Origin of the sequence: Amycolatopsis sp. NPDC049688 (assembly GCF_040674975.1) — a bacterium.
Taxonomy (GTDB): domain Bacteria; phylum Actinomycetota; class Actinomycetes; order Mycobacteriales; family Pseudonocardiaceae; genus Amycolatopsis.
The window spans coordinates 343,904-358,125 of the sequence record NZ_JBFANY010000001.1; the positions used below are offsets into that span (position 1 = coordinate 343,904).

Consider the following 14,222-nt stretch of genomic DNA (forward strand, 5'->3'; position numbering starts at 1 on the left):
CAAGGAGCGACGATGGCCCGACACCCCGAACTGCCGGTGTACCGGCCGGACATCTATTCGCCACAGGCGATCCTGGACCCGTACCCGCACTACGCGAGCCTGCGCGAGCTCGGCCCGGTGGTGTGGCTGCCCCGGCACAAGATTTACGCGCTGCCCCGCTACGCCGAGTGCAAGGCCGTGCTGCTGGACGACAGGACCTTCGTCTCCGGCGACGGCGTCGCACTCAACGCGATCGCCAACCGGCTCTCCCGGGGCACGACGCTCAACAGCGACGGCGAAGACCACGCCCGCCGCCGCGCCCTGGTCGCCCACCGGCTCACGCCCCGGGCGCTGCGCGCGATGAAGGACGTCGTGGACCGCCAGGCCGCCGAGATCGTCGACGCCGCAGTCGCCCGGCGCACCGTCGACGGCGTCGAAGTGGCGGCCGCCCTGCCCGCGGCGGTGGTCCCCGACCTCGTCGGGTGGCCGGCGGAGGGGCGGGAGAACCTGCTGCGGTGGGGCGCGGCCACGTTCGACATCCTGGGGCCCTTGAACGGCCAGGCGGTGCAGGCGATCCCGGCCGGCCTGGGAATGGCGCGGTTCGCGCACACCGTCGCGAAGCGGCGGAAGGTCCTGCCCGGCAGCATGGGCGACGACCTGCTGCGCGCGGCCGACGCGGGCGAACTCGCCCACGCCGAGTGCCCGGCGCTGATGATCGACTACCTGGCGCCGTCCCTGGACACCACCCTCAGCGCGATCGCGAGCGCCCTGCACCTGTTCGCCACCCACCCCGGCCAGTGGCAGCTCCTCAAGGACGACCCGGGCCTGATCCCCAACGCGGTCAACGAGATCGTCCGGTTCGAGTCCCCGTTGCGTGCCTTCAGCCGCAAGGTCGCGCGCGACACCGAGGTGGCCGGCACCGCACTGCCCGCGGGCTCGCGCGTCCTCGTCCTCTACGCCTCGGCCAACCGCGACGCGCATGCGTGGGACAACCCCGACACGTTCGACATCCGCCGGGACGCCGCCCGCCAGCTCGGCTTCGGGTACGGCACGCACGGCTGTGCCGGGCAGGGCCTCGCCCGCCTGGAAACCCAGGCGATGCTGCGCGCGCTCGTGGCCCGCGTCGACCGGATCGAGCCGGCCGGCCCGCCCGAGTGGGCGCAGAACAACATCATCCACCGCCTCGGGCGGCTCCCGATCGAACTCATCCCGGCCTGAAAGGGGACACCCGGTGAAGATCTCCGCCGACTACGACCGCTGCGAAGGCCACGGCCTGTGCGCCGAACAGGCCCCCGCCATCTTCGAACTCGACGACAACGCCGAACTCGTCCACCACTTCGAAGGCGCCGACATCCCGCCGGAGCAGCTCGCCGCCGCGCGGGCGGCCGTCACCTCGTGCCCGGTCGCCGCGCTGCGGGAAACCCCGTGACACACCGCGCTCGATCGTCGTCGCCGGCGAGTCCATCGCCGGCCTCACCGCGGCCCCTACGCCCGCCCTCCGCTGTCCAAGGCCGTGCTCAAGGACGACCGTGCCGGCAGCACGCTCGGCTACCGGCTCGACGGGCTCGGCGTCGACGTAGTCCGTTCGCCCGCGGTGGCCGCCGACGCCGACCGCCGGGTGGTGGCCACCGCGAACGGCCGGGAGATCGGCTACGACGCACATCGTCGCCACGGGCGCTCGCGCCCGGCGGATCGCCGCTCCTATGGCGGATCCCTCCGCCTGGAGATTGACGATCGGCCACATCGGCTTGCCGGGCGGTTGCGCGGTGGGCGGATTCGTGACTGCGTCGTCGGCCGCGATCACCTTGGTGGAGCAGATCCGCCGGGGCGGTGGCGGCGGCCGCCCGTGCGTGGTCGTCGCCCACAGGATGGGGGGCGCCGTGGCGACCGCCGTCGCCGAAGCGGCGCCTGAGCTGTTCGCCGAACTGGGGTACCTGGCGGCGTTCGCCCCGGTCACCCGACCGCCGGGCCGGTGGCGGGCGCCGGTCCCGAGCGGACCGGCGCCCGTGAGCCCCCGAAGCACCAGGCCTGAGTGGCCACCGCTTTGCCGAACCCCTGCCGTCGTCAACGGCCGCAGAGCGAGTCGCCGAGGTCGCTGCGGTAGTAGAGGACGCTCTTCCCGTAGCGGGCGCTGTTGAGCAGTCCGCTGCGGAGGAGGACGCGGAGGTGCTGGTTGACCGCCGAGGTCGTGACGCCCAGGCGAAGGGCGAGCTCGGTCGACGAGGCCGGTTCGCCGAGCATGGTCAGGAGCTCGGCGCGGGCGCTGCCGATCAGCGCGCGGACCGCGCCCGGTTCGGGACGTGGTGCGGTCGACCACATCGTGCCCTGCCCGCGTGCCGGATACAGGACCGTCGGCGGAAGCTCGTCGGCCAAGGGGACCGACGCCCTGCGCACGAACATCGACGGCACCAGGGTGACCCCTTCACCCCGGACCGGCCTGAGCCGCGGCTCAGGCCGGGTCAGGCGGACATCGAGGTGCCGGCCGACGTAGGTGATCGCGGGGGACAGCCCGCTCAGCATCCGCCCGATACCGGCCTCGGCGACCAGCCGGCCGCGGTGGGTGATGTCGGCTTGCAGCACCGCGCGCATTCGCTGCCAGTACGGGGCGAAGCACAGCTTCCAGGCGGTGGCGAGTGCCGACCGGAGGCGGTCGGCCACCTGGTCGTGCGGTCCGGCGAACACCGGCGGAACAGTGCCGTGCACCCGCAGGAGATCGCCTCGAAGCCGCTCCGGGGAAAGCTCGGCCAGCTCGACCAGCTCGGCGTCGAAGTCGGTCAGCGGCGAGTCCGGACGAGGGGTGACGAAGTCGGCGACCCAGAGCCGTTCGTTGACGAGGCCGTGCAGGACCTCGGTGTCGAGAAACGGACGGGCGGGGCCGATGAGGTCGGTCCAGGGGCGCTGCAGCGGAAAGGCGCCGGGCTTCCGCAGCGCGCGGAGTCCCAGGGCGAGCTCGCTGAGCGGTGATATGCCGAACCGCATCGTGGAGACGTCGGAGGGTTCGAGCTCATATCGGAGCATGAAGTCATACGCTACATACTTACGGGCCTCGCGTGAGCCCTGGCATAACAAGCGAATGAGCCGCGCGAAGATCAGAGCGTTCGAGAAGCAAGACACCGGCGCCGTGGTGGAACTGTGGACGCAGGCCGGACTCACCCGCCCGTGGAACGACCCGCTGGCCGACGTGCGGCGCAAGCAAGCGGTACAGCCCGAGATGTTCTTCGTCGCGGAGCACGGCGGCCACGTCGTCGGGACCGTGATGGCCGGGTACGACGGGCATCGCGGGTGGATCCACTACCTCGCGGTCTCGGCACACCATCGGGGCACGGGGCTCGGCCGGGCTCTCGTCGAGGAAGCCGAGGCGGCTCTGAGGACGCTGTGCTGCCCCAAGGTCCAGCTGCAGATCCGTCCCGGCAACAGCGGCGTGATCGGGGTGTACGAACACCTGGGATACACCCCGTACGAGGCGTTCAACATGGGGAAACGGCTCGTGGTCGACGGCAGCTTGGGCACATCGCACTAGCGTGCCGGCCACGCTCACTCCCGTCAGGACACACTCTTGGCCAGGCCACCGGGTGCCGGGCAAAGCCTCCTGACGCGAGCGTCGGCGGGCTGACCGCCGAGTTCTGTTTCCAGATTCCTTCTTCCGTCTTGCCACCAGCGTGGAATCTGCACGGTGCGAAATGACGATCGCATTCGTGAAGAGGAGTCATCCGCTCGTGCTGTGCACGATGGATGGAGGGAACAGACCATGATGCACAAAGACGTGCCGTGCGTGTTCCCCGCAGACGGCCCAGGACTTTCTGTTCACATCCCACAAGGAGCACAGCATGGCCCACCGATTCCACGTGGCACCAGGACCATCCGATGTCCTGACACGTCACGGGGACAATCTGCGCAGGGCGCTCGCGGTGGCCGGGCAGAGCCGCTTGCCTTCCGTCGGCTTCCAACCGGAGTTCGCGCTGCCCGAGCCGTCGCCGCGGCTGCGCGAGTTCTTCTCGGTCGTGGACCTGCCGCTCCACCGGCTCGACCGGGTGGGCGGCAAGGATCTCGTGCTCTTCGACCTGATGGGCAACCCCGGTACGCGGACGGCGAAGACGCTGGCCTCCACGGTGATCGTGGCGCGCGCGGTCCGGCACATCGACCGCACGGGTGAACCGATCGTGATTCTCACGCCGTCCTCGGCGAACAAGGCGACGGCCTTGCGGGACGCCGTGCTGCGTGCCTACCGGGCCGGTCTCGCGGATCCGGATAGCCTGCGGATCGTGACCCTGGTGCCCGACGCGGCGCGGCCGAAACTGTGGGCGTCCGAGTTGACCGACGATCCCGTCCTCGCGGCCCTCAACCCCATGTGCGTGCTGCCTCCCGGCCACCCCGACCACGTGAAGACCGTGGCGCTGCAGGCACTCGAGATGTACTCCACCGAGCTCTACGAGCTCACCGGGGCACGCCTCTGGCACACCCTCGACCTGGCCAACTATCGCTGCGCCGACGCCGTGCGGGCGTTCGTCGAGCAGGCCGACCTGCCGCTGGAACCCGGCCGGACGCGACTGCACGCCCACTCCGTGTCGAGTGCGTTCGGCCTGCTGGGCCACCACTTCGGCACGACGCTGGTGCCCGACCCGCCGCGGTCGGGCTACTTCCTGGTGCAGCACCTGGACACCCCGGACATGGTGCAGAGCCTGCACGGCATCTCCGCGCCCGAATACCGCCTCGACCGGGCGACCGGGCTGCACCGCCAGGACGAGCAACCCCGCTACCCCGCGGCCACGTTCGACCCGGCGGAAAACCTGGAAGCCACCTTCTACACCCGCAAGCCCGCGACGTCGCCCGCGATGAACCAGATCATCGCGGCCCAGGGCGGCGGCGGCATCGTCGTATCGCTGCACGAGTGCCTCGCCGCCTATGGCCGCATCAGGGTGCTGCTCGGAGACACCGGGATCACGCTGCCCGCGGATCCCCGCTCGCTGCGTGAGTGGTCGCTGGTGATGTTGCTGACCGGCGTGCTCAACGGCATCGACCGCGGACTGGTCGACGCCGACGAGATCGTCCTGCACGCTTCCGGTTCCTACGACACTTCGGACTACACGCCGATTCCGGACCGGTCACTGCACCCGGTCGGCGGAGCCGCCGATCTGCGGCCGGCGCTCCTGGCCACGGCACGCCGGCGATCGGCACGGCGGGCGGCGTGACCGTCTCGGCGAAGGCCCGATACCGCTGGACGACGGGCGGCGGAGCGTGGGCGAGCCTGCACCAGAAGGCGTCCAGTTCCCCCGGACGGGCCATGGTCGACCAGCGCCTCACCGGCGAGGACGGCGGTTTCTCCCTTCGCTACCAGGGGTTTCCCGAAGGTCTCAAGTACATCGTGCCCTATCCGAGCGAGCAGGGTGGCCTGGTCGCGGAGCCGGCGCGACGCACCGGCTGGCGGGCGATCCGCGACGGCGCCGCCGAGCCGGGAGCGGACGTGCTCCTCGTGGGCTGTTCGGCACGGCGGGCCCGGCGGCTGCCGGCACAGCGATCCCTCGTGCTGCCTTTCCGGGTCAACCTGCTGCTCGATGTCACTGACGACATCGACGCGATGTACCGGCGGGTGTCACGCAGGCAACGACGCGAGTTCGCCGCGTCGCGCCGCAAGCACGAGTGGACCGCCGAGATCTCCCGCGACGAGGCCGATCTCGATTTCTTCTACGAGCGGATGCACCTGCCGGCCATGGCCGTCCGGCACGGCGGGCAGACCCGGAGCACCGACCGCGACATCGCGCTGCACTGCCTGCTCCACCAGGGTTTCCTCTTGTTCGTCTCAGAGGGCGACAAGCGGGTCACCGGCGTGCTGTGCCGGCTCGACGACCAGGGGCGGACACTGCGGATGCGCCTGCTCGGCGTGCTCGACGGCGACGAGACGCACTACCGCAGCGGCGCGGTGAAGGCCGTCTACTACCTGACGATGGAATGGGCCGCGGCCCACGGCGTGACGCGGATCGACTTCGCGGGCGCCGATCCCTTCCCCGGCCGGGGTGTCTACCAGTTCAAGTCGCGTTTCCACCCGATCACGGCGTTGCCCACCGACCATCACCGGGACCGCAGGGTCTACGTGCGCATCGACGCGGACACCCCGAGGGTGCGGGACTTCCTGGTGGCCACGCCGATGATCGCGGTGGACGATGCCGACCGGCTCGTTGCCACCTACTTCCGCGATGCGCTGCGCCACGAGCGCACCGACATCGCGGCCGGGGGCCCGGGCGTGCACGCCACCCGAGTGATCGACCTCGACGAGTTCCTCGTCGGCGCGCAGCGGACGCCGATCCGCCGCTGAGAAGGAGAAAGTTATGCGTACCGAAGGGCCAGCGTTGGCCGAAGGCCTGGCCGGCGACCTCCTGGCGGCCGGGTTCGGGCCGTTCCTGAGCACCCCGTGCGGAATCCTCGCCAGGCTGCAGGACGCGATCGCCGCGCGAACGGAACTGATGACGGTCGCGAGGGAGGACAACGCGGTCGGCATCGCGGCGGGCGCGGACCTGGCCGGGCGGTTCCCCGTGGTGATGATGCAGAACTCCGGGCTCGCGCAGTCGGTCAACGCGATCGCCTCCCTCGTCACGCCCTACCGGCTGGCCATGCTGCTCGTCGTCAGCCTGCGTGGCGTCGATCCCGACCCCACCGAGGAGAACCTGGTGATGGGACAGCTGACGGTGCCGTTGCTGGACGGCCTCGGTGTCGAGTCGCGCGTCCTGGAGCGGGATCCCGAGGACGTGGTGTCCTGGGCGCACAAGGTCGTCGCCGAGCAGCGGCGGACGGCCGCCCTGCTGGTGCCCCCGACGGCCTTCGGGTGGCGGCCGTGAACAAGACCGCCGCCATCAACGCCGTGCTCGACGTGGTCAGGACCGAGCCGATCGTCTTCACCACCGGATACGCCTGCCGCATCGCCCGGGGCATCGCCGACCGCCCCAACCACTTCTACATGACCGGTTCGATGGGACTCGCTTCGTCCATCGCCATCGGCATCGCCCAGCAGACAAAGCGGCCGACGGTCGTCATCGACGGCGACGGCAGTTTGTCGATGAACCCCGTGGGCCTGCTGACCGCGGGCTCGATGCGCGACCTGCCGCTGGTGCACGTCGTGCTCGACGACGGCAAATACGCGTCGACCGGAGGGCAGGCCGTGGCGCCCGCCGGTGCCGACTTCGCCGCACTGGCCGTCGCCTGCGGCTACCGCGGTGTCCGGCGGGTCACGGACGTGGCCTCGCTCGGCGCGATCCTGCGCTCGGAACTGCGCTCCTGCGGGTCGCCGACCTTCGTCCACTGCGTACTGTCCGATGTGGATGATCCGGTGTCGGCCCGAGTGGATCTGAACCTGCACGAATACACCAAGCGGCTGCGCGGCCACCTCCGCGAGCTGCTCGCGGCCTGAGGAGATCTGATGTGCGGCTTCGTCGGGTGGCTTGACTTCGACCGGGACCTGCGCACCCAGCGGGCAGTGATCGACCGGATGACCGACACCATGCGCGACCGGGGCCCGGACGCGCGGGGCACCTGGGTCGGCACGCACGCCGCGCTCGGGCACCGCCGGCTGGCCGTCATCGACGTCGACGGTGGCGCGCAACCGATGGCGGCCGAGCACGGCCCGGACCGGTCGCCCGTGGTGCTGACGTACTCCGGGGAGATCTACAACTTCCGGGAACTGCGCGCCGAACTGACGCAACTCGGCCACCGGTTCACGAGCAGGTCGGACACCGAGGTGCTGTTGCGGTCCTACCTGCAGTGGGGCGCGGGCTGCGTGGACCGGCTCAACGGGATGTTCGCGTTCGGCATCTGGGACTCGGTGCGTGAGGAGCTGGTGCTGGCCAGGGACCGGCTCGGGATCAAACCGCTCTACTACGCCCCGCTCACGCACGGCGTGCTGTTCGCGTCGGAGCCCAAGGGGCTGATGGCGAATCCGCACTTCACCCCGGCGCTCGACGCCGACGCGCTGCCGATCCTCCTCAACCCGAGACTGGCCATGCCCGGCGAGACGCCGCTGCGTGGCATGCGGGAGGTCAAGCCGGGGCACGTGGTCCGGGTGGATCGGCGCGGCTGCCACGAGTACCCGTACTGGCGGCTCGTCAGCCGGGAGCACACGCAGAGCCTGACCGAGACCGTCGCGACGGTCCGGGAACTGCTCACCGACACCGTGCGCCGCCAGCTGGTCGCGGATGTGCCGCGCGCCGCGTTGCTGTCCGGCGGCCTGGATTCCACCGTGATGGCCGCCTTGGCCGCGCGTGAGCTCGCGATGGCCGAGGACGGCCCCCTGCTGACCTACTCCGTCCAGTTCACCGGCGAGGAGAACGACTTCCGGCCGACCGCGCTGCGCCCGGAACGCGACGCGCCGTACGCCGCATTGGCCGCCAAGCACCTGGGTACCGAGCACGTCGAGGTGACGCTGGACGCGGCCGACGTCGCCGGCGTGGTGGCCGCCACCCGCGGCGCACGGGACCTGCCCGGCCTCGGCCAGTTCGACACGTCGATGTACCTGATGTTCGCCGCCCTGCGGGAACGCTCGACCGTCGCGCTGTCCGGTGAGGCCGCCGACGAGGTGTTCGGCGGGTATCCCTGGTTCCACGACCCGGCGACGGTCTGGCGCGACACGTTCCCGTGGCTGGGCAACGCCCCGCGGCTGGCCGACTGCCTGAACCCGGACCTGCGCCGGGCGTTGCGTCCCGCCGAGCTGGAGGCCGACCGCTACGCCACGCTACGCGGGCAGGTGCCCCGGCTGGCCGGAGAGGACAAGCTGAACGCCCGCATGCGGGAGGTGCTGTTCTTCAGCCTGCACGGCCCGCTGGCGGTGTTGCTCGACCGCAAGGACCGGATGAGCATGGCCGTCGGCCTCGAGGTGCGGGTCCCGTTCTGCGACCACCGGCTGCTGGAGTACGTGTGGAACGTGCCCTGGGAGATGAAGATCGCCGACGGCAAGGAGAAGAGCCTGCTGCGGATGGCCGCCGCCGACCTGATCCCGGACGAGATCCTCAACCGTCCCAAGAGCGCGTATCCGGCCATGCACAACCCGGCGTACGACCGGATGGTGCACGAAAAGGTGCGGACGCTGCTGGCCGACGCGTCGTCGCCGCTGGCGCCGGCCCTGGACCGGCAGCGGGTCGCCGCCCTGGCGGATCAGGGGCCGACGATGACCCACGCCAGCACGGCGCACCTGCTGATCCCGTTCATCGAGGTCGACGTCTGGATGCGCGAGCACGGCCTTACGCTGGCGTGACGAAGGACTCGCGCACGGCGCCGACGGCCCGTTCGAAGGCGTCCTGATCGCCCCGGAACACCCCCTGTGCGCGCGGCCACGCGAGCACGATGTCGGTGAATCCCAGCTCGGCGCAGCGGCCGACCAGGTCCACCAGCCGCTGCGCCGAGGAGTACGGTTCCTCGGCCACCCGGCTCAGGTTGACCAGCCTGGCCAGGGCGGCCGGGGCCCGGCCGGCCTCGGCGCACAGCTCGTCCAGCCGGCCGAGCTGCCCGCGCAGCCGGTCGAAGGCCGCCTGCTCGGGCAGCCCGCCCGGGGTGCCGGTGGCGCCGATCGTCACCCAGGTGTCGGCGAACTCGACGGCGACCCGCATTCCCTTCGGACCCGCGGCCGCCACCGCGAACGGCACCCTCGGCCGCTGCAGGCAACCGGGTGCGAGGAGTACGTCGACCGCCGAGTACCACGTGCCGGTGACGGTGCAGGGCCGTTCCCTCAGGACCCGGTCGACGACGGCGACGAACTCGGCGAACCGCTCCGCCCGGCGTGCGGGGGACAGGGGGCCGCCACCCAGCGCGTCGGCGTCCGGGCCGGCCGCACCGGCACCGACACCGAGCACGAACCGGCCGCCGCTGGCGTGGTCCAGCGCCATGGCCTGGGCGGCGGTGAGCACCGGATGCCGGAAGTTCGGCGAAGCGACCAGCGTGCCCAGCCGCAGGGTGCTGGTCGCGGCCGCCGCGGTGGTGAGCGTGGTCATGGCGTCGAACCACGGGGCACCACGCAATGTCCGCCAGGACAGGTGGTCCAGCGTCCAGGCGTGGTCGAACCCGAGTTGTTCGACCTGGCGCCACCGGGCCGCCGCCTGCGGCCCGGCCGATTCGGGCAGCACCAGTGCACCGAGCCGTACCGACATCAGCATGCCTTCCGCTACGTTGCAGGCACTTCGACCCGGCGGTCACCTGATCCCGGTGCCGGGTCGAGGATCCAGCGCCGGGTGATCCGCGCGCGGTAGAGCCGGAACGATGCCGGTGCCATGAGCTGGTCCGGCGTCATCGAGCGCACGCCGGGAAACCGCGGGCTGAAGGCGACGAGTACCGCGTCCGGCAGGTCCGCGTCCGGTACCTGCTCGGCGTGGGCGCGCGCGTACACCGCCTGAGCGGTCCCGACGGCCGCCTGCGAGTCGAAGATGACGATGCTCACTTCAGGCCGCCGACCGATGTTGCGGGAGTGCGCCGCTTCGGGCGAGGAAATCCAGTAGAAGTCCGCATACCCGTCGGGCGTGTAGTACAGCGGTGTGAGCCACGGCGTACCGTCCTGATCGGACGTGCCGAGGGTCAGGTAGCGGTTGGCGTCGACGATCGCGTTGGCGATACCGGTGTTGTCCGGCTCCGTCACGGTGAACTCTTTTCGGTGTGGGCGAACGGGCCGGCTTCAACCGGCCAGTGGCAGGGACAGCGGCGACCCGAGCATTTCATCGATCCGGCCGGCGAGCCAGCCGACATGCTCGCCGAGGATCGACCAGTGGTCGCCGGGCGAGGCCACGACCGTGGTCGTGCCGCGATAGAGCGGGGCGACTTCGCGCCGCAACGCTTCGGCCTCGCCGGGCCGCCGAACGGTCTTGAACACCACGATGTCGCACGGCACCGGCCGCGGCCGGTAGCGCAGCGTGGCCGCGAGGTTGGCGTTGAACACCCGGGCGAAGTCGACGCCCGGCACGTCCCGGACCAGGTCGTCGACCCCGGGCGGGCCGGACAGCCGGTTGCTCGCCATCGACCGCAGGGTCCGGACCAGGAAGCCGGGCCGCCGGTGCAGGGCCCGGCCCGCGGTGCCGAACACGCAGGCGTCGATGGCGACCAGTCCGGTCACGGTCTCGCCGCCCTCGGTGAGCTGCCTGGCCATCTCGTGGGCCACCATGGCCCCGACCGACCAGCCACCGAGCAGGTACGGCCCCTTCGGCCGGACGCGGCGGATCAGCTCGACATGGTGTGCGGCGATGTCCTCGAACCGGCGCAAAGGCGCGGCACCGTCGTGCAGACCGGGGCTTTCCAGCCCGTAACAGGGCTGTTCCGGATCGAGCAGTCCGACCAGCCTCCGGTACACCAGCGAACTGCCCGCGGCCGGTGCCGCGAGGAACAGCGGCGGCCGTTCGCCGGTCGCGCGCAGGGTGAGCAGGTTCGTCACCGCGGCCGGGGTCTCGGGTTGCGCCTGTCGCGCCAGCTCGATCAGCCGGCCGAAGACGGGCCGCTCGCTGAACGCGGTGAGCGGCACGGCGATGCCCAGCTCGTCCCGGATCCGGCCGAGCAGGTTGATCGACGTGATGGACTCGCCGCCCAGCCGGTAGAAGTCGTCCTCATCGGACACTGCGGTCACCCCGAGCGCCGAACACCAGATGCCGGCCAGCCGCTCCCGAAGCGAACCGTCCGGCCGGCCGGGGACGCTCGGCTTCTCGACGAGCCGTGGCCGGACGGCCGTCGAGCACTCGGTCGGCTCGAACGGGTAGGCCGGCAGGGTGCAGCGCCGCCCGGACGATTCGCCGGCCGCCACGTCGACGTCGAACCCGTGCTCCCACAGGCCCGCGAGAGCGGTGAGCAGGGCGTGTTCCTCGCCGTCGGCGCCGTCGACGGTGATCGCCCGGAACTCCGGCCGCCAGTGCGGATGCCCGATGAGTGATCGGGTCATCGACCGGCCGGGACCGAGTTCGACGAACACCCGGGACCCTCCCGTGAGGAGCGTCTCCGTGTTCGCGGCCAGTTGTACCGTGCTGACGAGGTGATCGACCCAGTAGGACGCCTGCGCCACGCGGTTCGCGTCCGCCGGCCGGCCGGTGAGGTTCGACAGGAACGGCAACGTGGGCTTTGCCGAGGGCATGGCCGCGACAACGGTGCCGAGCGCCTCGGCCGCCGGGTGGACCAACGGGCTGTGGAAGGCGCGATCGGTGTCCAGCAAGCGCTCGGCGAGCCCGTCCGCGCGCAACGCCTCGATCGCGTCGGCTGGCCCGGCGAGCACCGAGTGGCGCGATCCGGCGACGGCGAGTGTCAGGTCAGGGCGCGAGACGAGCAGCTCACGCACTTCGCCGGGGGGCACGGTCACCACGGCCATCCCGCCGGGTGGCGTGTCCCGCATGGCGCGGCCACGCTCGTGGATGATGGAGAGCGCGTCCAGCGGGTTCCACAGCCCGGCGACCGTGGCCGCGACGTACTCGCCGATGCTGTGACCGAGCATGGTGGACGGTGTCACGCCGAACGCGATGAACTGCCGGGCCAGCGCGTAGCCGATGGCGAACAGGCCGAGTTGCTGGTGCACGGTATCGCGTAGCCAGGCGGGATCCGTGGCCGGATCGAGCGCGGCACCCAGTTCGACGCCGAACCGTTCGCGCGCCGCGGTCGCCAGTTCGTCGAAGGTCGTCCGGAACACCGGCAGCAGCCGGTGCGCGGAGCGACCGAACCCTGAGCGCAGCGCGCCCTGGCCGGGAAACAGGAAGGCGACCCCGGCCTCGGGCGACGCGGTGACCGGGGGGTTCGCCGTCCGCAGGGCCGCCACGAGCCCGGCCGGATCGGCGGCCACCACGGCGCCGCGGAAGGCGAACCGGCGCCGTCCGCCGGCCAGCGTCAGTGCTACCTCGGCGGTGTCGACGCTGTCCGCTGTGGACTCGACGTGGTCGGCGAGTTCGTCGCGCATCCGGCGCAGGGCCGCCGGTGCGTTCGCGGACAGGCAGAACACCCGGGGCCGGCGCGTGGTGACCGGGCGCGTCCGGTCGGGCGCCGACTCCAGCACGGCGTGCGCGTTCGTGCCTCCCATGCCGAACGAGCTCACCCCGGCCAGCAACGGACCGTCTCCCCGCCACGGCTCACGCCGGTCGGCCACCACGAACGGGCTGCTTTCCAGTTCCAGTTCCGGGTTGGGCCGCCGGTAGTGCAGGGTGGGCACGAACTCGCGGTGCTGCACCATCAACGCCGCCTTGATGACACCGGCGGCCCCCGCCGCGGGTCCGGTGTGGCCGATGTTGCCCTTCACCGAGCCGAGCCGGCAGTACCCGACGCGATCGGTCTCCTCCCGGAACGCCTGCGTGAGTGCCGCGACCTCGACGGGGTCCCCGACCCTGGTCCCGGTGCCGTGCGCCTCGACGTAGCCGACGTCACCGGGATCGACGCCGGCCCGCGCGAGCGCGAGCTGGATGACCGCACGCTGGCCGGTCACGGACGGCGCGATGTAGCCGACCTTCCCGGCGCCGTCGTTGTTCACCGCCGAACCACGCAGGACCGCGACGATCGGGTCGCCCTCGGCGAGCGCGTCCGCCAGCCGGCGCAGGACCACCGCCGCCACACCGTTGCCGCCGACCGTCCCGGTGGCGTCCGCGTCGAACGGGCGGCAGCGGCCGTCCACCGAGCTGATGCTGCCCGGCCGGTACAGGTGGCCGACGACCTGCGGCATCCACAGCGACGCGCCGCCCGCGATGGCGGCGTCGCACTCGTAGCTCAGCAGGCTCTGCGCCGCGTAGTGGATCGCGACCAGCGCCGTCGAGCACGCCGTCTGCAGGGTGAGCGCGGGACCGCGCAGGCCGAGCTTGTACGCGACCTTGGTGGCGAGGAAGTCCTTCTCGTAGCCGATCAGCCGGGTGACCTCGTCGGCGTCCGCCGCCGGCAGGTCGGGGTTGACCGCGTTGCTGCCCGCGAAAACACCGATCCAGCCGGGGAACCGTTGCGGATCGATGGCCGCGGCGTCCAGTGCGGCCGCCGACGTCTCCAGGAATACCCGGTGCTGCGGATCGAATCCGGCCGCCTCGGCCGGACTGTAGCCGAACAGCTCGTGGTCGAAGCACCCGCCACGGTCGAGGACACCCCGCGCCGGCACGTATTCCGGCCGGCGCACCAGATCCGGGTCAAGGCCCGCCGCGACGAGCTGGCCGGCCGTGAAGCGGCTGATGCTCTCCACTCCGCGGCACAGGTTGTGCCAGAAGCGCTCCGGCGTGTTCGCGCCGGGCAGGCGGCAGGCCATTCCGGTGATCGCGATCGCGGCGCCGTCGGTCATCGGC

General features: G+C 71.5%; 13 protein-coding genes. 9 read left to right on the plus strand and 4 right to left on the minus strand.

Going from position 1 to position 14,222, the window contains the following annotated elements; translation table 11 throughout:
- Positions 1-12 precede the first annotated feature (12 nt).
- The 3 genes from AB0J55_RS01510 (at position 13) to AB0J55_RS01520 (ending at position 1,891) form a co-directional block, all read left to right on the plus strand.
- Complete coding sequence (locus AB0J55_RS01510) at positions 13-1,197, plus strand: cytochrome P450 (protein WP_364241168.1); 1,185 nt, start codon at positions 13-15, stop codon at positions 1,195-1,197.
- Positions 1,198-1,210: 13 nt separating this feature from the next.
- Positions 1,211-1,408 carry a ferredoxin gene (locus AB0J55_RS01515; RefSeq protein WP_364241171.1) on the plus strand — a complete coding sequence of 66 codons (198 nt, stop codon included), beginning with the start codon at positions 1,211-1,213 and terminating at the stop codon, positions 1,406-1,408.
- A gap of 84 nt (positions 1,409-1,492) precedes the next feature.
- Positions 1,493-1,891, plus strand: coding sequence for a hypothetical protein (locus AB0J55_RS01520; protein ID WP_364241173.1), 399 nt, complete (start codon positions 1,493-1,495; stop codon positions 1,889-1,891).
- 152 nt (positions 1,892-2,043) lie between these two features.
- Here AB0J55_RS01520 and AB0J55_RS01525 read toward each other — a convergent pair whose 3' ends face one another.
- On the minus strand, positions 2,044-2,997 hold the full coding sequence (locus AB0J55_RS01525; RefSeq protein WP_364241175.1) for a DUF5937 family protein: 954 nt from the start codon (positions 2,995-2,997) through the stop codon (positions 2,044-2,046).
- A gap of 55 nt (positions 2,998-3,052) precedes the next feature.
- Here AB0J55_RS01525 and AB0J55_RS01530 point away from each other — a divergent pair, with 55 nt between their 5' ends.
- The 6 genes from AB0J55_RS01530 to asnB all read left to right on the plus strand — a co-directional run bounded on the left by AB0J55_RS01530 (position 3,053) and on the right by asnB (position 9,214).
- Positions 3,053-3,499: a GNAT family acetyltransferase gene (locus AB0J55_RS01530; protein ID WP_364241178.1), complete on the plus strand. Its 447-nt coding sequence runs from the start codon at positions 3,053-3,055 to the stop codon at positions 3,497-3,499.
- Between the two features lie 307 nt (positions 3,500-3,806).
- Complete coding sequence (locus tag AB0J55_RS01535) at positions 3,807-5,168, plus strand: DUF6002 family protein (protein ID WP_364241181.1); 1,362 nt, start codon at positions 3,807-3,809, stop codon at positions 5,166-5,168.
- Positions 5,165-6,289, plus strand: a complete 1,125-nt coding sequence (locus tag AB0J55_RS01540; protein WP_364241183.1) for a GNAT family N-acetyltransferase — start codon at positions 5,165-5,167, stop codon at positions 6,287-6,289. Before AB0J55_RS01535 ends, AB0J55_RS01540 begins: the two co-directional genes overlap by 4 nt.
- Before the next feature lie 13 nt (positions 6,290-6,302).
- Complete coding sequence (locus tag AB0J55_RS01545) at positions 6,303-6,809, plus strand: hypothetical protein (RefSeq protein ID WP_364241185.1); 507 nt, start codon at positions 6,303-6,305, stop codon at positions 6,807-6,809.
- Positions 6,806-7,378 (plus strand): thiamine pyrophosphate-dependent enzyme, encoded by a 573-nt coding sequence (locus tag AB0J55_RS01550; RefSeq protein WP_364241188.1) that lies wholly within the window; start codon positions 6,806-6,808, stop codon positions 7,376-7,378. Before AB0J55_RS01545 ends, AB0J55_RS01550 begins: the two co-directional genes overlap by 4 nt.
- 9 nt (positions 7,379-7,387) lie before the next feature.
- The gene (gene asnB / locus AB0J55_RS01555) at positions 7,388-9,214 is read left to right on the plus strand and encodes an asparagine synthase (glutamine-hydrolyzing) (RefSeq protein ID WP_364241190.1); all 1,827 of its coding nucleotides are present in this window, start codon (positions 7,388-7,390) and stop codon (positions 9,212-9,214) included.
- Here asnB and AB0J55_RS01560 read toward each other — a convergent pair.
- Genes AB0J55_RS01560 through AB0J55_RS01570 form a run of 3 tightly spaced genes read right to left on the minus strand, consistent with a single transcriptional unit; the run spans position 9,201 to position 14,218 of the window.
- Positions 9,201-10,103: an LLM class flavin-dependent oxidoreductase gene (locus AB0J55_RS01560; RefSeq protein ID WP_364241193.1), complete on the minus strand. Its 903-nt coding sequence runs from the start codon at positions 10,101-10,103 to the stop codon at positions 9,201-9,203. The genes asnB and AB0J55_RS01560 overlap by 14 nt on opposite strands.
- Positions 10,104-10,117: 14 nt before the next feature.
- Positions 10,118-10,585 (minus strand): pyridoxamine 5'-phosphate oxidase family protein, encoded by a 468-nt coding sequence (locus AB0J55_RS01565; RefSeq protein ID WP_364241196.1) that lies wholly within the window; start codon positions 10,583-10,585, stop codon positions 10,118-10,120.
- A 36-nt stretch (positions 10,586-10,621) separates the two neighbouring features.
- Positions 10,622-14,218: a beta-ketoacyl synthase N-terminal-like domain-containing protein gene (locus AB0J55_RS01570; RefSeq protein WP_364241199.1), complete on the minus strand. Its 3,597-nt coding sequence runs from the start codon at positions 14,216-14,218 to the stop codon at positions 10,622-10,624.
- Positions 14,219-14,222: the final 4 nt, after the last annotated feature.